The sequence below is a fragment of the Cognaticolwellia beringensis genome (assembly GCF_002076895.1).
Lineage (GTDB): Bacteria > Pseudomonadota > Gammaproteobacteria > Enterobacterales > Alteromonadaceae > Cognaticolwellia > Cognaticolwellia beringensis.
On record NZ_CP020465.1, the window covers coordinates 1,602,845 to 1,623,775 of the forward strand.

General features: G+C 38.8%; 21 protein-coding genes. 11 read left to right on the forward strand and 10 right to left on the reverse strand.

The features are described 5' to 3' along the window. Positions 1–42: 42 nt before the first annotated feature. The gene (locus B5D82_RS06715) at positions 43–1,077 is read left to right on the forward strand and encodes a GlxA family transcriptional regulator (RefSeq protein WP_081150143.1); all 1,035 of its coding nucleotides are present in this window, start codon (positions 43–45) and stop codon (positions 1,075–1,077) included. An 8-nt stretch (positions 1,078–1,085) separates the two neighbouring features. On the opposite strand, the gene B5D82_RS06720 is transcribed toward B5D82_RS06715, so the two are convergent. Then, entirely contained in the window at positions 1,086–1,406 is a 321-nt protein-coding gene (locus B5D82_RS06720) for an ArsR/SmtB family transcription factor (RefSeq protein WP_245807574.1), read from the reverse strand. A gap of 161 nt (positions 1,407–1,567) precedes the next feature. Here B5D82_RS06720 and B5D82_RS06725 point away from each other — a divergent pair, with 161 nt between their 5' ends. Genes B5D82_RS06725 through B5D82_RS06735 form a run of 3 tightly spaced genes read left to right on the forward strand, consistent with a single transcriptional unit; the run spans position 1,568 to position 6,406 of the window. Next, positions 1,568–4,165: an efflux RND transporter permease subunit gene (locus tag B5D82_RS06725; RefSeq protein ID WP_172820626.1), complete on the forward strand. Its 2,598-nt coding sequence runs from the start codon at positions 1,568–1,570 to the stop codon at positions 4,163–4,165. A gap of 10 nt (positions 4,166–4,175) precedes the next feature. After that, positions 4,176–5,063, forward strand: a complete 888-nt coding sequence (locus B5D82_RS06730) for an outer membrane lipoprotein-sorting protein (RefSeq protein ID WP_245807575.1) — start codon at positions 4,176–4,178, stop codon at positions 5,061–5,063. Positions 5,064–5,086: 23 nt separating this feature from the next. Next, positions 5,087–6,406, forward strand: coding sequence for a hypothetical protein (locus B5D82_RS06735; protein WP_081150145.1), 1,320 nt, complete (start codon positions 5,087–5,089; stop codon positions 6,404–6,406). 122 nt (positions 6,407–6,528) lie between these two features. Here B5D82_RS06735 and B5D82_RS06740 read toward each other — a convergent pair whose 3' ends face one another. Then, positions 6,529–6,825 (reverse strand): DUF2956 family protein, encoded by a 297-nt coding sequence (locus B5D82_RS06740; RefSeq protein ID WP_425429886.1) that lies wholly within the window; start codon positions 6,823–6,825, stop codon positions 6,529–6,531. Between the two features lie 198 nt (positions 6,826–7,023). Here B5D82_RS06740 and B5D82_RS06745 point away from each other — a divergent pair, with 198 nt between their 5' ends. From B5D82_RS06745 to B5D82_RS06770, 6 genes are all read left to right on the forward strand, one after another. Then, positions 7,024–7,644, forward strand: coding sequence for a dUTP diphosphatase (locus B5D82_RS06745; protein WP_081154374.1), 621 nt, complete (start codon positions 7,024–7,026; stop codon positions 7,642–7,644). A 173-nt stretch (positions 7,645–7,817) separates the two neighbouring features. Beyond that, positions 7,818–8,477 carry a DUF2726 domain-containing protein gene (locus tag B5D82_RS06750; protein WP_081150147.1) on the forward strand — a complete coding sequence of 220 codons (660 nt, stop codon included), beginning with the start codon at positions 7,818–7,820 and terminating at the stop codon, positions 8,475–8,477. Positions 8,478–8,643: 166 nt separating this feature from the next. Further along, the gene (gene mtnN, locus B5D82_RS06755) at positions 8,644–9,354 is read left to right on the forward strand and encodes a 5'-methylthioadenosine/S-adenosylhomocysteine nucleosidase (protein ID WP_081150149.1); all 711 of its coding nucleotides are present in this window, start codon (positions 8,644–8,646) and stop codon (positions 9,352–9,354) included. Next, positions 9,354–10,334: a cobalamin biosynthesis protein CobD/CbiB gene (locus B5D82_RS06760; RefSeq protein ID WP_081150151.1), complete on the forward strand. Its 981-nt coding sequence runs from the start codon at positions 9,354–9,356 to the stop codon at positions 10,332–10,334. The genes mtnN and B5D82_RS06760 overlap by 1 nt, the downstream gene beginning before the upstream one ends. A gap of 119 nt (positions 10,335–10,453) precedes the next feature. After that, a complete protein-coding gene (locus tag B5D82_RS06765) occupies positions 10,454–10,843 on the forward strand; it encodes a rhodanese-like domain-containing protein (protein WP_081150153.1) in 390 nt (129 codons plus the stop codon). Between the two features lie 12 nt (positions 10,844–10,855). Further along, a complete protein-coding gene (locus B5D82_RS06770) occupies positions 10,856–11,488 on the forward strand; it encodes a trimeric intracellular cation channel family protein (protein ID WP_081150155.1) in 633 nt (210 codons plus the stop codon). Between the two features lie 218 nt (positions 11,489–11,706). Here the strand turns inward: B5D82_RS06770 and B5D82_RS06775 are convergent, their stop codons facing one another. The 7 genes from B5D82_RS06775 to B5D82_RS06805 form a co-directional block, all read right to left on the reverse strand. Next, a complete protein-coding gene (locus B5D82_RS06775; RefSeq protein ID WP_245807576.1) occupies positions 11,707–12,912 on the reverse strand; it encodes a class II fumarate hydratase in 1,206 nt (401 codons plus the stop codon). Positions 12,913–13,019: 107 nt separating this feature from the next. Then, positions 13,020–13,769, reverse strand: coding sequence for a PRC-barrel domain-containing protein (locus B5D82_RS06780; protein WP_081150157.1), 750 nt, complete (start codon positions 13,767–13,769; stop codon positions 13,020–13,022). A gap of 938 nt (positions 13,770–14,707) precedes the next feature. Continuing rightward, on the reverse strand, positions 14,708–15,457 hold the full coding sequence (locus B5D82_RS06785; protein WP_081150159.1) for a substrate-binding periplasmic protein: 750 nt from the start codon (positions 15,455–15,457) through the stop codon (positions 14,708–14,710). Between the two features lie 420 nt (positions 15,458–15,877). Next, positions 15,878–17,254: a class II fumarate hydratase gene (locus tag B5D82_RS06790; RefSeq protein WP_081150161.1), complete on the reverse strand. Its 1,377-nt coding sequence runs from the start codon at positions 17,252–17,254 to the stop codon at positions 15,878–15,880. 543 nt (positions 17,255–17,797) lie between these two features. Continuing rightward, complete coding sequence (locus B5D82_RS06795; RefSeq protein ID WP_216629024.1) at positions 17,798–18,091, reverse strand: large conductance mechanosensitive channel protein MscL; 294 nt, start codon at positions 18,089–18,091, stop codon at positions 17,798–17,800. 110 nt (positions 18,092–18,201) lie between these two features. Further along, complete coding sequence (locus B5D82_RS06800) at positions 18,202–18,459, reverse strand: hypothetical protein (RefSeq protein ID WP_081150163.1); 258 nt, start codon at positions 18,457–18,459, stop codon at positions 18,202–18,204. 121 nt (positions 18,460–18,580) lie between these two features. After that, positions 18,581–18,748: a PLDc N-terminal domain-containing protein gene (locus B5D82_RS06805; protein WP_081150165.1), complete on the reverse strand. Its 168-nt coding sequence runs from the start codon at positions 18,746–18,748 to the stop codon at positions 18,581–18,583. A gap of 792 nt (positions 18,749–19,540) precedes the next feature. Here B5D82_RS06805 and B5D82_RS06810 point away from each other — a divergent pair. Next, positions 19,541–20,212: a tRNA (adenine(22)-N(1))-methyltransferase gene (locus B5D82_RS06810; protein ID WP_172820628.1), complete on the forward strand. Its 672-nt coding sequence runs from the start codon at positions 19,541–19,543 to the stop codon at positions 20,210–20,212. A gap of 186 nt (positions 20,213–20,398) precedes the next feature. On the opposite strand, the gene B5D82_RS06815 is transcribed toward B5D82_RS06810, so the two are convergent. Continuing rightward, positions 20,399–20,836 (reverse strand): energy transducer TonB, encoded by a 438-nt coding sequence (locus tag B5D82_RS06815; protein ID WP_245807577.1) that lies wholly within the window; start codon positions 20,834–20,836, stop codon positions 20,399–20,401. Positions 20,837–20,931: the final 95 nt, after the last annotated feature.

Consider the following 20,931-nt stretch of genomic DNA (forward strand, 5'->3'; position numbering starts at 1 on the left):
TAGCCATAAAACATGTCAAGATAGCCAAATCAATTAAATAGTATGAGATCAGGTGTGCTAAAAGCAAAACAAAAACGCAATAAAGACCATCAAATTAACATAGCCTTGTTGCTCTATGATCATATGCTATCAACCAGTGTTAGCTTACCCGTTGAAATGTTGCGTGCTGGTGAAGCTGTAGCGCGGCAAGAAAATCGCCATGCACCACGCTTGTCGATTGAAATGGTTGCTGAAAATATTAAGCCAATATCTACTCGCGCGCTAATTAAATTGCTGCCAGATACAGATATTGACCATGCACAGCGGCCCGACTTTGTTTTTATTCCAAGTTTATGGCGCAACCCTAGACCGATAATTGCGAAACAACCGAAAATGTTAAACTGGCTCAGTAATATTTGGTCACAAGGCTCAACCTTAATTGGCAGTGGCACCGGGGTTTGCTTAATGGCTGAAGCGGGACTTTTAGACCATCACCCCGCCACAACACATTGGCATTATGTCGAGCAGTTTAAACGTGATTACCCTAAAGTAGATTTAAAACCAGACTTTTTTATCACGCAATCTGAACGCACCTATTGTGCTGCTAGCTTAAATGCCCTAGCAGACATTGTTGTGCATATTATTTTTCAAATTTATGGCCAAAACGCTGCTCAACAGGTAGAACGTAACTTCTCTCATGAAATAAGAAAGCCTTACGAGGAACAACGCTACTTAGAAGGTGGGGTCGATCGACATCCCGACGAATTAATTAGCCAAATTCAATTTTGGCTGAAAACGAACTTAAATTCTGAATTTACCTTAAATGATATTGCCCAGCAGTTTGGTATTAGTCAGCGCTCATTTACCCGCAGGTTCAAACTAGCGACAGGCATTAACGCTACGCAATATTGGCAAAAATTAAAGATACAAACAGCAAAGGAATTATTAGCGGCGAGTAATTTATCAATTCAAGAAGTGGCTTTTCAAGTGGGCTATCAAGACCAAGCAAACTTTACTCGGCTATTTAAAAGCATGCTAAATATAACGCCAAAAGCTTATCGAGCTATGGTAAGAAAAAAGTTATTTAGCAACGATTAATGATTGGCTTATAAAGATTTTTCACAAAACTCACTGTGTAAAAAGCTAATTAACTTTACCACTGAAGGATTCGCGATACTGTAAAATATAGTTTGAGATTCACGACGCGTTTTTACTAAATTATCTTGGCGTAATCTCGCTAAATGCTGCGATAAGCTTGATTGACTTAAATCGACAAAGTTATTCAGTTCATTGACCGACATTTCTTTCTCACCTAAATGACATAAAATCAATAATCGATTTTGATTACTCATCGCTTTCAATAAGTCGGCTGCCTGTGCCGCATTCTCTCGCATGTCGTTTATATCAATTGCTGCTAAATCAGCCATTTATCACTCACTATTATTTATCGTAAAAATGATGCTACGGTGTAAGAATTATCTATCCTTTATTTCTTGTTGGATATTACATTAGATACTGCTAATATAAAAGTATATTACATTTTCCTAATATAACTTTACTCTTATAATAAAATAGACTGGAAAGCATTTTGAATTATCAACGCATATTAAACTTCGCTATTGAAAAACCGAAAGTAATCTACAGCATAGTTTTGCTAATAACACTGTTGAGTTTAGCCATGCTACCTCAAATAGTTATCGATACCGATCCTGAGAATATGCTCAGCCGAGAGGATCCAGCACGAATATTTCATAATCAAATAAAAACTGATTTCCTGATGCGCGATATGATTGTCGTAGGTTTGGTCAGCAAAAATAGTATATTCATTCCTGAAACCCTCAATATTGTTGAGCAATTAACTAATAATATCCTTCAACTTGAGGGGGTTATTTCACAAGATTTAATGTCGTTAAATGTTGTTGATAATATAAGTCAGATAACTGACCAGCAAGGCGTTAATCAGGGGGTGCTATTTGAATACCTGATGAGAGAAGCCCCCACTACCTTACAAGCTAGTCAAGAAATTCAGCAAGCGGTAAAACGTTTGCCTATGCTAAATAACACCTTAGTGTCTGGCGACAACAAAGCGGTTGCGATCTATGTGCCGATTATAGCCAAAGACCAAAGTTATGCTATTGCCGAACAAATAAGAGCCTTAGCCGCTAACATAACAGCCGTTACACAAAAAGACTTAGCTTTTCACATCACAGGTTTACCCGTTGCTGAAGACCAGTTTGGCTACGAAATGTTTGTACAGATGGCCGTTGCAGCGCCATTAGCTGGCTTAGCGATATTTCTATTACTTTGGGTTTTCTTTCGAAATATAGCGCTGATCATTGCCCCTATGGTTGTCGCTATGGCAACGGTATTAATCATTATGGGGAGCTTAATTGGCTTTGGCTTTACCGTTCATATTATGTCGTCGATGATCGCGATATTTTTAATGCCGATAGCAGTGGTCGACTCCGTGCATATATTATCGGAATTTGCCGATCGTTTTAAAGCCGGTGACGACGCATCCAAAACCATTAAAAAAGTCATGGGACATTTATACAAGCCTATGCTATTTACCTCAATTACTTCTGCGGTCGGCTTTTACTCCTTAATGTTAACGCCTATTCCGCCAGTAAAAGTGTTTGGCGCTTTTATCGGCAGTGGCATTCTATTAGCCTTTGTCTTAACCATTACTTATATTCCTTCGTATATTGCACGCATGAAGCCTGAAACCTTAGCCAAGTTACAAGCCGCAATACAGCAGATGGAACAAAAAGGCCGATTAGCTAACAGCTTAGAAAAATTAGGCGCGTTTTCCGTAAAACGTACCAAGCTAATCTTAATCGCTTTTATTGCATTGTTTGCAGTCAGTTTAGTGGGTGTAAATCGCATTATCATTAATGACAACCCGATCAATTGGTTCAAAGCCGATCATGAAATTCGTATCGCCGATAAAGTACTTAATGAACATTTTGCCGGTACTTATGACGCATGGCTTGTGTTTAGCAATAACAACCTACAGCAACAAGATGCCTTAGCTAATTTTAATAACATCCTTAATGTGGCAAATAACGGCGCGACGAAAACGGCCATTTCACAAACTTACAATCAATGGCTAAATACCGATAAAAATGAAAAAAGAAGCTTCTTCACGCAAGATTTATTAATCCAACTTGATGACTTTAGCTTTAATGCCAACGCCCAAGAGCAACCTTGGCTCGAACAGCTTTATAGTATTAGCGAGCAAGCCAATAATGCCCAAAAAATATTTACTGACCCTGCCATGCTTAATTGGTTGGTTAATTTACAAACGGCGCTGGTTAATAACGGCGATGTCGGTAAAGTAAATAGCTTGACCGATATTATTAGCACAGTGAATCGTGAGCTTAATTCTGGAGATGATAAAGATTTCGCGATTCCAAATAGTAGTAATGGTGTCGCACAAACCTTGCTGCAATTTCAGTCTTCTCATCGCCCACAAGATTTATGGCACTTTGTGACCCCTGATTACCAACGCACGCTTTTATGGCTACAAATGACTAGCGGTGACAATCAGCACATGGCAAACGTGGTGAGTTGGGTAGACAACTATATCAGTGAAAATCCGCCACCTATCGACGTTCAACATCAATGGGCGGGTAAATCATACCTCAATGTTGTTTGGCAAGACGCGATGGTTAGTGGCATGATTGACAGCTTACTGTCGTCATTTGTCATGGTATTTATCATGATGATGCTACTGTTTAAGTCGATTAAATATGGCATTTTAGCCATGCTACCACTGACCTTTACTATTACGATGATTTACGGACTGGTTGGCTGGTTTGGCAAAGCTTATGATATGCCTATCGCGGTACTCTCCGCTTTAACACTAGGTTTATCAATTGATTTTGCCATACATTTTATTCAACGAGTACGAGAACTTGAAGCTGAAAAACAAAGTCTAAGCGCAGCATTAGCCGCTATGTTTCAAGAACCAAGCCGCGCTATTACTCGTAATGCTATCGTGATTGCGATTGGCTTTACGCCCCTGTTGCTATCGCCGCTTATGCCCTATATCACCGTAGGATTTTTCTTAGCTAGCATCATGATTTTATCGGCATTAGTGACCTTGGTCTTGCTACCCGCTTTACTAACGCTGCTTGCTAAACGCAGCGCTCTTAAAGCCGATAAAAAATCACAGCATTCATAAGGACAATATAATGACCATTACATTTACCAAGCAAATGATGAAAGCCTCAAAACACAGCCGCCAAGTGGTACTGACGCTGAGCTTATTTTTGGCCAGTCATTTTAATCTGCATGCTGAAGTAGCACCTAGGTTATCCAATGAAAACGCTACTCTGAATGCAATAACAAACACGACAACAAACAAAGTTAACAACATAATCGACCAAGCGAACCTAGCTTCATATTACGCTGGCGAAGATGGTAGTGCTGAAGCACGAATGATTATTGTAGATGAAAACGGTAATCGCCAAATGCGACAATTCACTATATTACGTAAAGATATACAAGATCTTGGCGATCAAAATATGCTGGTATTTTTTTCGCAGCCAAGCAATGTCAAAGACACCGTATTTAGGGTCGAAAAACAACTTAAAAGCGACGATAACCGTTGGTTGTTTTTACCGGCACTCGACCTGGTGAAACGTATTTCTGCTGGGGATAAACGCACCTCTTTTGTTGGTTCGCATTTTTACTATGAAGATGTTTCAGGGCGTAACCCTAATGAAGATAACTTTACTTTAGTAAGCGAAGACAAAAATACGTACACCATTGCCGCCATGCCGAAAGATCAACAAAGCGTTGAATTTAGCCGCTATAGCGTAAAAATTGACAAGCAAAACTTTCTCCCGACAGAAACAATTTATTTTGATAAAAGTGACCAGGCTATTCGTAAAATGACCGTACTACTGGTACAAGACATTAACGGTATTCCAACGGTGATGAAATCTCGCATTACTAATCTACGTAATAATAGCTATACCGAAATGCAATTTCGAAATGTGAAATATAACCTTGGCTTACCCGACAATATCTTCAGTGAGCGCAGTATGCGCACGCCACCGAAAGCTTGGTTAGACTAATCGCTAAGGCTTTATCTAAAAAGGTGAAAATCATTAATAATTTAGCGGTAATTAACGCCCTATTACTCAATATTTTCCTGTTACTTTTCAGTACAAGCGCTAGTGCAAGTAATGAGAGTAACGATGATTGGGCCGAAGCCTGGGTTGAACAGGCGCCTGCTTCACCATGGCAAGTAACAGGCTTTATTGAAGCAGCTTACGGACAGTTTCTACAAACAAATGTGACTGAACATAACGCATCGCTTAACGAGCTTAAAGCAAGAATAAATATTGATTATAGCCATGAACTTTTCGATGCTAGCGGCAAGTTAGACAGCTACTACGACGCTGTATTAACCAAAACTATTTTCCATACCCGAGAGCTTAGCATTAGTGCGAGCCCATTTAGTTTTGTCGACATAAAAGCTGGCCGACAAGTGTTAACGTGGGGTACGGGTGATTATCTATTTCTCAATGATTTATTTGCTAAAGACTGGCAGTCATTTTTCTCTGGGCGCGCCGATGAATACTTAAAAGCACCATCGAATAGTATTAGAACTAACTGGTTTTATAACGCAGTAAACTTTACCTTAGTATGGACACCTGAGTTTACTCCCGATAACTATATTAACGGCGAACGTTTCTCGTTTTATTCGCCACAAGCACAACAAATAGTGGCCCCCGCTAATGGCTTTCCCGTCAACAAAACCCATAAAGCGCAGTGGTCAGCTCGCTTAAAGACTCGTATAAATGATATTGAGGTTTCACTTTATGGTTATCAAGGTTTTTGGCCAACGCCTGAAGGTACAAAGCAACCTGCAACTAATACGATGCAAAACCAAGCCTATTTTCCAGCACTTAATACTTGGGGAGTCAGTGCAACAACCCCTTTTAAGAGCGGTATTTTGAATGTTGAATATGCCAGTTACAACAGCATTGAAGATAGCGAAGGCACTAACAATATGATCGCTAATGGTCAGCACAAATTCTTAATAGGCTATGAACACGAACTAGCAAAAAACCTAACCGCTAATGTGCAGTACTATCTAGAGCGCACTAAGGACTATCAAGCACTGGTTAATAATAGCCAATTACCTGAGCAAGTTGTTGCTGAAAATCGTCACTTAGTCACCTTGCGATTAAGTTATCGCGCACTAAGGCAAACGCTTACTTACTCAATGTTTGCCTTTTATTCACCTAGCGACAAAGACGGTTACCTTAAGCCATCAGTTAACTATCAATATAATGACCAATGGTTATTCAGCGCAGGTGCCAACGTATTTTTTGGCGAAGATGAGTTTTCATTTTTTGGTCAACTCGAAAAAAATACTAATGCATGGTTACGAGCGCGCTATCAATATTAAACTCATTGTTTAAGCTAACTAAAGCCCCGTAATTTATACGAATAAACGATAGAAATAACTTATATGGCTAGTTAGCAGATCTAAAAACTCATTTCAACCAACATGCCTGTCAACCATGGTAATTAAGTAGCCAGTAAAAAATAGCCCCAACTCACCATTAACAGCAACCAAGGTAAAACGATTGCTACTTTTTTGCTGTTGCTTAAACCTTGTTGCTGCTGGCTATTCACCAATGAAGTCTCAGTTATTTCAGCATTAGCTTTCGACGCAACATTTTTTTTACGTTGCTTATCTCGCTCGCGCCCCTTAACTTTTTGTTGCTTCTTATATTCACTAATACCTTTTTCAATACCTTGAGCAATTAATTTAGTTTGCTCTTTAGTCTGTGATTTTTTTTGCGTGCCTTTGGCAATACGCATTGCTTCACTTTGTACTTCGGATGAAACTTTAGGGGTAATTTGAGCTGTCAAAAATAATATTCCTGCGCGGTGATGTTATTGCTATATAATGCCATTAATCGTGGAAAACTTTAACCACAAAGTTTACTCTTGCTCTAGCAACCTATGAGCAAGTACCTTACAAATACCGATAGAATAGAGAACAGCATGAGCGATTTACTGAGCACCGCAAAAAACCAAATTACCCAAATGTTATCAATGCAAAATGCCATGAATTCACGGGTGAGTGAAACTTGGCGAGATAACAATTATGAATGGTATCGTGCCATTTGGGTTGAGTGTGCAGAAATGCTGGATCACCATGGTTGGAAATGGTGGAAACACCAAGAAATTGACGTTGCACAAGTACAGTTAGAATTAGTGGATATTTTTCATTTTGGCCTAAGTTTACGCTTAATGACTGGTGACTCAATTGAAGATATTACGCAGACTTTAGCCAATGAGTTAACCCAAAACAGTGGTCAGCAAGATTTTAAAATTGCTTTAGAAGCCCTAGCCTCTGCAGCTGTTACCGATAAAGCTTTTGACGCTTTAGCATTGGCAGATTGCATGCGTTTAATGTCGATGGATTTAGATGAACTATTTCGTCAATATGTTGGTAAAAATACCTTAAATTTCTTCCGTCAAGATCACGGTTATAAAGACGGTAGCTACATTAAAATTTGGAATGGCGAAGAAGATAACGAAGTCCTAGCAAATTTAGTTACTAGCCTTGACGCCAGTGCTGACGACTTTCAGCAACAGCTTTATACGGCATTAGAAGTAAAATACCCGAAATAATAAACTTAAATAATCCATACTTAAGTTTTCAAAATCAGTTGGTTAATAAAAATGTTAGCCACATTTTTTTTTATTAACTAACTGATGTGTTGAGAACATCATCTCTGGCTCATTTTTTGCTTTATCAAGTTAACTAAGATAAACGTCAATAAATTGAACTGCCGGAGATGTATATGGAACTCATTCTATTTGCCATGATCAGCCTAATTGTTATTGTTGGTATGCTTGCTAGCCGCTTAAACGATAATAGTTTCCCCTTTCCTTTCGATCGTAAAACTGCCTTGTTCACTCCCGCAGAAAAAAACTTTCAAAACCTTGTTGAGCAAGCTATGGGCTCAAGATATCGTATTATCAATCGGGTTAAACTTGCCGATATTGTTAGTATTCGCAATGGCGTGTCAAAGCGAGCTGGCCAAACCGCGTCAAACAATGCCAATAGTAAGTATTTAGATTTTGTTATTTGTGAACGCGATAGCATGAAGTTGTTAGGTGTAATCGATTTAGTCGACACCCAAGGTAAAGGCTACAAAGTTAAAAAAGACTGGTTTGTTAGCGGTGCGCTTGAAGCAGCTGCCATTCCACATATTCGTATTAAAGTTAAGCCAAATTACACCATCGATGAAATTCGTGCTTGTATTAACAGTCGTATATTAGGCAATAATGCACCTTCACCAAAAGTGAAAGGCCGAATTATTCCAGCACCTTTAGTTAAAGCTCGCCCAAGAGCATCGGGAGTATTGTCTCCATCAGCGGCGCAAGCAATGTTGGCAAAAGATACACCAGCCTTGGCTGGACAGCTTTCATCTGCTCAAGTTGCCGCACTTCCTCACTAATATTATGTATTTCATTGGTATTGGTGACTCGATAAAATGTAAAGCAGACCTATAAGTCTGCTTTTTTGTTGATACGGATAAAAGATTTTACCGGCAAGTCGCGCTATAATCCGCGCATAAACTCTGACGCAATGTGGTCGTCAAAATATTTACAGGATTAAAGTTAATGAAAGCAGGCATTATTGGCGCTATGGAGCCAGAAGTTGCAATTTTAAAAGCAAAGCTAGAAAATTGCCAAACATCCACCCATGCTGGATACACATTTTATCAAGGGCTATTAAATGGCTCTGACGTGGTTATTGTGCAATCGGGCATTGGTAAAGTAGCCGCCGCACTAGCAACCGCAATACTGATTGATAAGTTTCAACCTGACTATGTGGTTAATACTGGCTCAGCCGGCGGTTTTGGACAATCACTTAAAGTGGGCGATATTGTTATTAGCTCAGAAGTACGTTACCACGATGTTGACGTTACCGCTTTCGGTTACGAAATAGGTCAATTACCGGCTAACCCACCAGCTTATATTCCTCACCCTGAACTTATTGCTGCAGCAAAAGTGGGCATAAGTTCGCTTGAGAATGTACAAACTTTAGTGGGTTTGATCACCACCGGTGATACCTTTATGACCAAAGATGACGATATTGCTAAAGCCAGAGCCAACTTCCCCACTATGGCTGCGGTAGAAATGGAAGGTGCGGCAATCGCCCATACCTGTCATCAGTTCAAAACCCCATTTGTGGTTATTCGCTCAATGTCAGATATTGCAGGCAAAGAGTCACCAACCTCATTTGAAGCATACTTAGAAACTGCCTCAGTTAACTCGTCTAAAGTCGTAACGAGTATGATTGAAGCACTGAAAGGAAAGTCATTAAACTAATGGAACATCTGAGTAATATTTTAACTAGCCCCTACCTTTATTCTTCTGCCGTCACTTTGTTATTATTGATCGCATTAAAAGCAATAATTGGCCAGTTTATTACTCAGCAACCGTTAGCATTTTTCAATTTTTATTGTCAGCGTTTAGCCGATAAAGTTAATAAACAGACTAATAGTTCACGCCAACAAAATATTTCAGGCCTCATTGCTGTACTAGTGACTTTAATCCCCATAATCGCAATTTTATGGTTATTTGAAGTGTTTATTGAAGTGCAATGGCTTTGGCATGCATTATTACTTTATTTCGCCCTAGGCAGCTTTGGCTTAACGAAAACCAATAAAAATATTGCGCGTGAATTAGTTGCTAATAACAACTATCAAGCTAAACAAAAAGTAGCACCGCTTTTGTTGCGCGATACCGAACAACTGTCACCGTTAGGTATCAGTAAAGCCTGTATTGAAATGCAAGTGTTACGGAGCTCACAACTGTTAGTTTGTGTGGGGTTCTACTTTCTTTTTTTTGGTCCGTTAGCGGCATTAGCTTTTCGTTTATTGTTAGAAATGCATTACGCATGGAATATCAAAATGTATCGCTTTGTGCACTTTGGCGCGGCGGTTAACTATATAGTTAAATTACTACAATGGTTGCCGTCACGATTATTTTCCTTACTACTCTTGATCGGCACCGTTGGCCAGAATACCTTGTTATATTGGCGCTTAATACGAGGCAAGTTTTTTCAATTGGACAACGGAATATTGTTGCATGTACTTGCTTTAGGCTTAGAAATAAAACTCAGCGGCGTGGCTATGTATAACGGAAGTAAAGTCCGTAAAACTAGCTTTAATGACCACGCTAGACAACCGCAAGCCACTGATATTATTCATGCCAGCAAACGCATCAATTACGCACTTTATATCTTAATTTTATTAGTGATGTTACTCGCCGTAACCTCCTATTCTCTTTCTGGTATGGGTAAATAATATGAGTAATAAATGGCGCCCCTTTTACCCACAATTAAAAGTCTTTGCTAACTTACCGAATCAGGTAAACTATTGGCATTAGCGTAAAAATACGTTTAACCCGATCATAAGGAATTCTCATGAAATTTATCAAGTCAGCATTAGTTATTTTATTAAGCGTTTGTGCATTTTTAACTTTTGCAGAGCAAACAGCCACTATTTCACAGCAAGCACTTTTAAGCTTAATGGCCACAGCTGAAAATAAAACCGTCGTGTTAGATGTGCGCACCGCTGAAGAGTTTGCAGAAGGACATATCGCTGGCGCCATTAATATCAGTCACGAGCAAATTAACGCTAACCTCAGTAAGATTATTGGTTTAAAAGATAAAACTGTTGTCGTGCATTGTCGCTCAGGTCGTCGTGCTATAAGCGCAGAAAATGATTTGCGCGCGGCAGGCTTTAGCGACCTTCGCCACTTAGACGGCGATATGAATGGCTGGCAATCAGCTGACTTACCCTTGGTTAAATAAGCAAGTTCACCAATGTTAGAATTACTTTATTGGCTTGATCTCTTCGGCGTTATTGTTTTTGCCTTTTCAGGGGCATTAATGGCCGGTCGCTATCAACTCGACCCATTTGGTGTTGCCGTGCTGTCTGCTGTTACCGCTATTGGTGGCGGCACCATTCGCGATGTAATTTTACAAACACCAGTCTTTTGGGTCAAAAATCCCATATATTTGTATGTTATTCTAGCGACTGCCGCATTAACGATTATTTTTATTCGATGCCCCAAGCGTATTCCCAAACGATTCCTATTGGTTTCCGATGCCTTTGGTTTGGCATTGTTTGCTGTATTAGGCACTGAGAAAGCCTTAACCTTAGGTGCTGCGGTACCCGTTGCTATTTTATTGGGTATGGTGACAGGCGTTGCCGGTGGTATGATCCGCGACGTACTTTGTAATGTAATTCCAATGATATTACGACAAGAAATTTACGCCACTGCGGCGATTTTAGGAGGAGTATTATTTACCTTCCTCCTCTATCTTGGTTTACCAGAACATATCGCTATTATTGGCGCAATATTAGGCGCATTAGCATTACGTTTAGCCGCTATTTATTGGCGAGTGACCTTGCCAGCCTTTGAAATAATTGATCATGATGAAAGTAATAAATAGCCATAGATATCGAAGGTGAACTAAATTGATGACAGCTTAGTTCACATTAAAAGTCATTTACTGCATCTATCCCAGTAAAGTACATTTATTAGCTTATAAATGAATTTTATCAGTTGCTTATATTATTTGATTTTATCCACTGGTAAGTTGATTCGGGTCGAGGGGTTTAATAATCTCGGCGCTTTTGTCATAACCAATCAACTGGTTTAACGCAGTGGTCAAATAAGATTTTTTGCCAAGTTTTGGTTAATCATCAAATGATTTACTTTCATGTCTTTAATCACTTTATCGGCAAGTCCAATGCTGCTTGAAGTTAACAGTTGAATACTTTGTACGAAAGTATGACCAATCAAAGGTAGCATGGTGTTGAGTTGAAAATTACCCGATTGCCCAGCTAAGGTAATAGTGGTGTCGTTGCCAATCACCTGAGTACAAGCCATTAATACCGCTTCCGGGATCACCGGGTTAACTTTGCCTGGCATAATGCTGCTACCTTTTTGTAGCTCAGGTAACTGTAATTCATTTAAGCCATTTAACGGTCCACTGCTAAGCCAGCGAATATCATTATTCACTTTACTCAAACTAACCGCAGAAGTTTTGAGTATTCCGCTTACATGCACTGCTGTGTCTTGAGCACTTATGGCTCGAAAATAATTAGCCGCTGGGCTCAGTTTTAAGCCGGTTTTTTGGGTTAATACCTGCGTTACGATCGCAGCAAAATCAGGATGTGTGTTAACACTTGTACCGATAGCCGTGCCACCAATAGCCAGTTTGCATAAGCTAGGTAAGCTATTTTTAAGCTGATCATGTGCATAACGAATTTGGCTGCTCCAGCCACTTATTTCCTGAGCGAAACTTAATGGTATAGCGTCCATTAAATGCGTTCTGCCATTTTTAATCGTGCTGTGATGTTCACTTGCTTTTGCATCTAAGGTATCACTCAAATGTTCTAATGAGGGTAACAATTCATCAGAAATAAGCTTTGCTGCACTTAAGTGGATACATGACGGTATAACGTCATTAGAGCTTTGCCCCATGTTCACGTCATCGTTTGGGTGAAGATTAAATTTTTGCTGACTATGTCGCTTGACTAACGAGACAATAACTTCATTCACGTTCATGTTAGTGCTGGTGCCCGAGCCGGTTTGAAACACATCAATTGGAAACTGATTAACGTGAAAGCCGTCGGCAACTTCTTTGGCAGCCAATTGAATAGCAGCAGATTTATCGGCATCAAGCAGCCCTAACTCTTGATTAGCTTGTGCACAGGCGCTTTTTATTGTCGCTAATGCCCAAAGAAATGCCCGCGGCATTTTTAGCTCACTAGTGGTAAAATTAGTTAGAGCTTTGGCCGTTTCGCTGCCATACAATATATCGGTTATTTCGCTACTTTTAGATGTTTTAATGTCGTCATTTTTTTGCATTTAGTTATCCTTTAATTACCCGAGAATAGTAGCTTGAGAATTTTTCGTCGACTGACATTTACCTATGTAATGATAGGCATATTACTCTGAAAATATATTTAATCTGACTACTTATTGAACATGAGCTTATTTTTAATCTCTGCTAGATACTCAACATCATTCAATTTGTCGTCATTGTATTCTGGACAGGCTTTTATCTGCTCAAAACTAAGATTACAGGTGACCGTTTTTTCTTCCCAATTTAACTTATCTAAATGCTTTGGAGAGATCAGTACTTTTTTGCCGCCAGGTAGCCAATCACGGGTATCAACCACAATGTAAAGCAGAGACCAGCTATCGGTGTCACAAATGAAGTCTTTGATATAGCCTTTTTTACCATCTAAAGCATCTATACCGTAATGTGTAACCTCATTGGTTGAACGAAGATGATTGGTAGTCTTAGTCTCTTCAGTTTCGCTGCTATCTTTTGACAATGTATTTGGCTTAACCAAAGCCATTGGATACGCGTATTCACCCCATGCTCCAGGCCCCACCCAATAGTAACCATAGGCATAATAATCAAAATAGCTCTTTTCAAACTCACGGGAAACTGTTTCGTGTTCATCGATTTGTGGACTGTTCTTAACCTTATCTTTTGTTATAGACACGTTAAGTTGCTGCTCTTCAATATCGTATTCAAGCAGTGATATAGGGCTTATCAAGGTTTTTTCACTTAAGGGTACCCAAGGCTGGATATCAACGACCATAAATCTTATGGTCCAGTGCCTATCATCAAAATACACATCGGTTACCTGCCCAATTTCACCATCTACTGCATGAATAGTACTTCCGTTTAGCTCTTCCAAATTAACTAACATCACTTTCTCCATCTTTGTTCGTTATATTTAACAATTGATTTTCATCAGAACATCAGAATTTTCGTTCTCATACGCCGATAATAATTTAAGATGATTCGTACAAGTCCCTTACTTTATATGTTACCTAATTACTTGCTACAATGCTTAGAGTACATACTATAATTATAGTTCAAACTTTATTTGTCTTGAGTATAAAGCCAATAAAAACAGATGGGCAAACTTAACCCAACAAAAATAAATAGTTAGTACACTAAATAAAAATCATAACCAACACAAAAATTTAATGGTTTCTAATTGAGTTTCATGTGACAAAGGTAGGCGTTAAAAGTCATAGTGGCAGTTACTAATATGTTCAGTAGCAATGTCATTTTATTAAACTTAATACGTTAGTGTGTTAGTTATGAAAAAACAGACTATAACGGGAATCGCTTTATTTACCTTGTTCACTGGCTCGCCTGATTATTGTTGATATATGGTGTAGCGTTTAGCCACTAAGTATTGACAGGTAATTCAACAAGAGCAAAACAATAATGGGGAAAACATAGAGGGAATAATAAACTAGTTTTAAATTGGAAACTTACCCTAAGTTGCTGTGCATTGCGGGCACTTAGACGCTTTAATTCTGATAACCGACTAACAAAACGATAACCGAATAACAAAACTGGCAATTTTTCGTTGCCTCCCTATTTGCTTCGACTCTGTGTTTTTTATACGATTGATCCCCTTAACTCAGATGATGGCAAACCAAGACACTATTAATAAACAAACCATAACTGACGTTACCACACCGTATTTATTGGCAAGTGCTAAGCTAAGATATGGGCCAACCTGTACACGATTTTTTAACACCAAGAACAAGTCGTCCAGATCAACGCCGCAGGTAAATAAATCCAATACAACAAGATACGAGTACAAACCAAGGTTTTATAAGTGAACGTTTAGAGAGCCAGTTCGTTTGACATAAGTACTTTGTCTATCGCTTGCTGTAACTTCTCAACTAACTGCTGTTCAATATCAGAGCTAAGCGCAAAATAATAACGTTTTGGTGGAAAGCGATAAATAATTTCAAAATTTGCGGGATCAAGGTCAGATGAAACTAAGGTCTCACGCCAGCCATCTTCGCCAAATATCCATAAATCTATCCGTCCAGCACTTAACATCATGCCCAAGTTTGTTGAATGAGAAAGCAAAGTGATTCTTTGCAGCGAAACGCCAACGTCTTTGAGTATTTCCTCGCCAACATCGCCCCTGACAGCACCGGTGATATAATTCATCATATCTTCTGGTTTACTGAGCGTAATTTGACGTGTTTTCAACGCTATTAAAACATCACTTTCAGAAGCAATCGGCCCGACCCATTGAAAGTTTTTCTCACGTTCAGGTGTTCTAATTGTACTGAACAAAACGGTGTTAGGGCCTTTTTGAGCATTTATAAAACCTCTAGCCCAAGGTTGAACTAATATATTCTCGCGTTTTATTGGGCTACCAGCACTCGCCGAAGCAGCCAACAGTAAATCCACCGCAGGCCCTTGCAATTTTCCATCTCGAATATAATTAAATGAGGCACTACTTTCAGTAATATAAGTCAGCTCATTAAGTTCGACCGCGAATACCGAGTCACTAGGAGTCCATGCAAAAAGTGTAACTATCGCGACTAAAATCGATAATCTATGAAAAAATGACTGCATACACCTCCAAACGGCAAAGAAAATTTTAATGCTGATATTTTAACCTTAAAGCTATTCAATATTCGAGATAAAAAAAACCTGTAAGGTCAGGTTCGATGAAATGGCCGGTGAACGCTCAATTTAGACTGGATATTTAGACTGGCAATTTAGGTCATCTCATTACCAACGTCTCTTTTCAACTTTTCTATTTTAATACGGTCAATTCTGGCTGGACTAATAAAACATGAAGCAAAATCTACGCAAAACTAGATCTGTGGTTGGTAATAGGGCCAGGTGTGCTATCGCAGACATTACTTAAACCATTGTTATTATTGTCTGCTTGGTCGGCGTTGGCATCATTAGGCCTGTTATCGACAATATAATCACCTGACGCACCAATGCCTTTGATATACGCTGGATACTTATCAACTAATGAGCTAACTAAGTTTCGCCCCTAATAAGTCGTTTCGGATCTAGGAGTTTAACAAGCTCTGTCTCAGTTATATCGGTTAGCTCAATTGCAACATCTAACACCGTTCTTTTTTCTTCATACGCTTTTTTAGCAATCTCGGCACTCTTGTCATAACCAATCAACTTGTTTAACGCAGTTGCCAAAATAGGATTTTTTGCCAAGTTTTGATTAATCATAGAATGATTTACTTGCATATTTTTAATCACTTTATCGGCAAGTGCTGAACTGCTCGAACTTAGCAGTTGTATACTTTGTATCAAAGTATGGCCAATTAAAGGTAGCATAGTATTCAGTTGAAAGTTGCCAGATTGCCCTGCTAAGGTAATGGTTGTGTCATTACCTATCACCTGAGTACAGGCCATTAAAACCGCCTCTGGGATCACTGGGTTAACTTTACCAGGCATAATACTGCTGCCTTTTTGTAATGCTGGTAACTGTAATTCATTTAAGCCATTCAACGGCCCGCTGCTAAGCCAACGAATATCATTGCTAATTTTACTCAGACTAACAGCGGTAGTTTTGAGCATGCCGCTAACATGTACCGCGGTATCTTGAGCACTTATTGCCCGAAAATAATTATCGGCGGGAGTAAATGTTAATCCTGTGCTTTGTGATAATATCCTCGTTACAATCCCTGCAAATTCTGGATGTGTGTTTACACCGGTACCGATTGCAGTACCACCAATAGCCAGTTTCAATAAACTAGATAAGCTATTTTCAAGCTGTTCATATGCAAAACGAATTTGGCTGCTCCAGCCACTAATCTCCTGAGCTAAACTCAATGGCATAGCATCCATTAAATGCGTTCTGCCGGTTTTAATCGTGTTGATATGTTCACTGGCTTTTGCATCCAGAGTATGGCGTAAGTGTTGTAACGAAGGTAATAATTCTTCAGAGATAAGCTTTGCAGCACTCAGGTGAATACACGACGGGATCACGTCATTTGAGCTTTGACCCATATTAACGTCGTCGTTTGGGTGCAAGCTAATTTTCTGCTGGCTATGTTGCTTAGCTATCGATGCAATCACTTCATTGATGTTCATGTTAGTACTGGTGCCAGAACCAGTTTGAAATACATCAACGGGAAACTGATCAACGTGAAAGCCGTCAGTAATTTCTTTAGCTGCCATTTGAATAGCAGCAGATTTTTCGGCATCAAGTAGACCTAACTCTTGGTTAGCTTGCGCACATGCACTTTTTATTGTCGCTAATGCCGAAATAAAGGCTCGCGGCATTTTAAGCTTGCTAATGGTAAAGTTACTCAGCGCTTTGGCTGTTTCACTACCATATAATATAGCGTTTTTTTCGCTACTTTTGGATGCTGCACTGTCATCTTTTTTAAGCATTTTGTATCCTTTTTCAATCTTAAGAATTCTGCTTTATCATTCAAATATACACTAAAAATACGCATATACTTATTTGTTAAATATTAGGCAACCACAGGGTTGCAGCAGCCCCAAATATACCTACTCCCATAATAAGTCTTGCCGCCATAAGTGCTATCGAACGGCATATTTTCCAGTAGCATTTGCTTTATTTAGCGCCCAAAAATATAATTATTACAAAGCTAACGTAATAAGATATTGGGCAAACGCTAAGACAAAGTAAAGGCCTTTCAGAGGTTTATGAGTCAAAGCCGACGGGCCTTTGATGAATTGAAATTCAAGCCATTAGACCAACGCTGAAGAACCAACCAGCGTTAACAACCATCATTAATCGCAATGCCCATTGACGATGTTTAGTTATCTTACGCGCTAGCGCGTTTCGTAAAGCGAATAGGGTTTTAACTACTTTACGGCTTTTTTGAGCAAAATTTACAGGATACTAAAAACTTTATATGGAAAGAGTCAAAAATGAGAGTCGATAGTCGATAAACTAGAAAATTAGAACTAATCTAAGCTCGCTGTACATTGCGGGCTTTTGAACGCTTTTACATTGATAAGTGAATAACAAAACTGGCAACTTTTTGTTGCCTTGCCTACCTTCTGCGATACTGCGTCTTTTATACGATTAATACCTTTAACCAATACAAATGCAAACCAAGATAATATGGTAAAACTGAAAACACTATTTATGAATAAACTATAACTGTGCGTTACAGTACCATCTTTATTGGCGACATCTAAAGTAATATATGGAGCGCCCTGTGCACCACTTTTTAATACCAAAAATAAATCAGCCATATCTCAAACATTTCATTTAAGTGCAAATCTCTTATATTCCACAAATATTTTCTTTATATACTCTCAAGTTAAATTGTAAACAGTGGCTATATTTACCTTAAAACACGGCTCTATTTGGCCTTAGGCAACGTAAAGTTCGCATAAATGGTTGTAGCAGTGCCAGCAACAAGCGACAGCATAGCAATACCAAACATGGCATTACTTTGAGCCTCAAAAGCCATAATATATAGGCCTAACGCGACAAAAAGTAAGCCAACTGACATAAAAAGCTTTGGGTGTAATGTTATCAAGCCCGGTGACTTAGCATTTTTGGCGGATCTAGGTGTCGTATGAGCAGAAGCTTTTCGTTTATGCTTATTTGTCGGCATGGCCAACTCCTTAAGTTAGCACCCCAGCAGGGTGCTTTTTCGCTATATAAACCAACTAAATTCACATGAAATAATCATTAACTGTGAACTTATCAAAGAAGAGATCTAGCTTTATTTAAGTCTATTTGGGCCCGGCTAAAAACCAAATAATCAAACCAATAACGGGAAATAACAGCACCACTAAAGCCCATACAATTTTCTCTGCGGTTGATGCGCCTGATTTTAAAATACTAAGAATCGCCCATATCGCGATAATTAAATGAAGTAGACCTAAAATACCTGTAAACATAAGTTATATCCTTAAGGGTTATTAAAACGTTCTGACGACTTACTACTTATCTTAGAGCATAGTTAATAATCTTACTTTAAACTAAATAAAAGTAGCGACTAAAACACAGATTAATTAACCTTAACTTTTAACAGAGCAATATTTAGATCAGCATTTAGGACATATCAACTAAAAAAGGATGTTCTAATAAAGTCATAAATGCACATTTAATCTCGGTTCGTTATACGCAGATAGCTTGCTTTACATACGTTTGAGGTGCTCAATTATATTAAGTAAGTGTTCTGAATAACAAATATTAAGTAATTGCTCTGAATACAAATATTAAACAAGGAATAATCTTGTCAAAAATATCTGTTGCTTTCAACACTAAAGGCCAAACAAGCTGACTATTCGCTGCACGTCCTAGAACTGTATAAAAGCAACTATTCTAACTTCTTGGTTTTATGGACTTATTGGTACGGGTACCAATAAGTGATTCGCTCGCAAGTGAATACTATCCTGTTGCGCTGGCTTATTTGGCCGTCGCGATCAATTGTGCCAGTTTTAAAGCATTTGCCGCCGTATTGAGCGTGTGCAACAACTTCAGCGTAACGAGACATTGGCAGTTGCCGCACTCCTATTTATGAGCTATTCCCTGCACTTTACCCTGCCAATGCTGTTTGTATCTAGCTACGAAAACTTGCCTGAGCTACCAAAGTGTTTAGGATTAGACTCTTGATTATCAAGTCAGCCAACACTCGCAATAATAAATAGAACCATTACAATGCGATGATTTAACTACAGGCTATTTCATTGAAACTCAGTAAAAGATTACAACGTATTGAGCAAATGGTTACAGCGAGCTACACCCACATCTGGGATTGCTGCTGTGATCACGGATTTTTGGGTGCAAGCTTATTATCTCGACAAGCGGCTCAGAACATACATTTTGTTGATATAGTGCCAGAACTGATAACAAGTATAGAAAGCAAGCTCCAAAGGTTTTATCAAAATGCCAGCTCTAATTGGAAAGTACACTGTCTTGATGTCTCCAAGTTACCCTTGAAACAGTATCAAGGAAAACACCTCATCATCATTGCGGGTATTGGTGGCGACTTAATGATCCAGTTCATCAATGACATTCATCAAAAACATGCCAACGACAATATTGATTTTCTGTTATGCCCAGTTAACCAACAATTTGCACTGCGTCGAAAATTAATAGCTCTAAATTTCAGCTTAAAAGATGAGGTTTTAGTAGAGGATAATCGCCGCTACTATGAAGTTATTTTGGTTTGCTCAAAGCGCGATAAAAATAGGAAAATTAGCCCGGTAGGTCATGATATTTGGCAATCAGATAACGAAAATCAAGCACGTATAGTTAAACTTTATTTAGAAAAAACACTTAATCATTATAACCGAATTCAGCAAGGTGGCACTGAGAATGTTGATGAAATCATTAGTGCTTATAGCGGTAAAATCTAAGTTCTGAACCGGTACTTGAATTATGCGTTTAAAACGGCTTTTGAAGTGACGCGGTTAAGTAAAAATACAATCTGGCCCTCCCCAAACTACAGTAATCAATATTAACGGGCCTAAAGAGCCTGTTCTACAGAGCATAGCTTGAGTAGCCCTAGTAGAATAGGTAACGGCCCATAGTGGTTAACTTCACTATTTACATGAAATGAGGGTTTGCTGCTTACAAGCTTCTTCAGCTTGCTCAGTTGAATCACCATCAATACAAAAATCTAACCTTAAAGTTCTTTTTTCTGCAGCAGGTTCAGTCAATTTAGACGTTGGAGTCCAATGCCATTTTTGTAGCATTTTTCGAGAGGATTTACCTAGTTTTCTTTTAGGCACTGAACTAATAATTTCTACACTTTCAGTTTTACCCGATGCAGAAATTTCAAAAGATAAAACTGCACAACCTCTGATCCCAGAGTTTGCAAGCTCTATTGGATATTTTGGTGTATGTGGATTTTTACGCTTCCATATAACGTTAGTTGTGGGTTTTAATTCGGTAACCTGCACATCCGCATAAATATTCTCAGCTGAGCTACTGGCAGATACGGTCATAAAAGCAACCGTGATTAGGGATAAAATTTTCATATACATTCCTTGTTTTAATTTTATAAATAGATATTTTCAATTACCTTGAGAGTCTACGTTTATTTTAATTAAACTGATCAGTGGTTTTCTGGCAT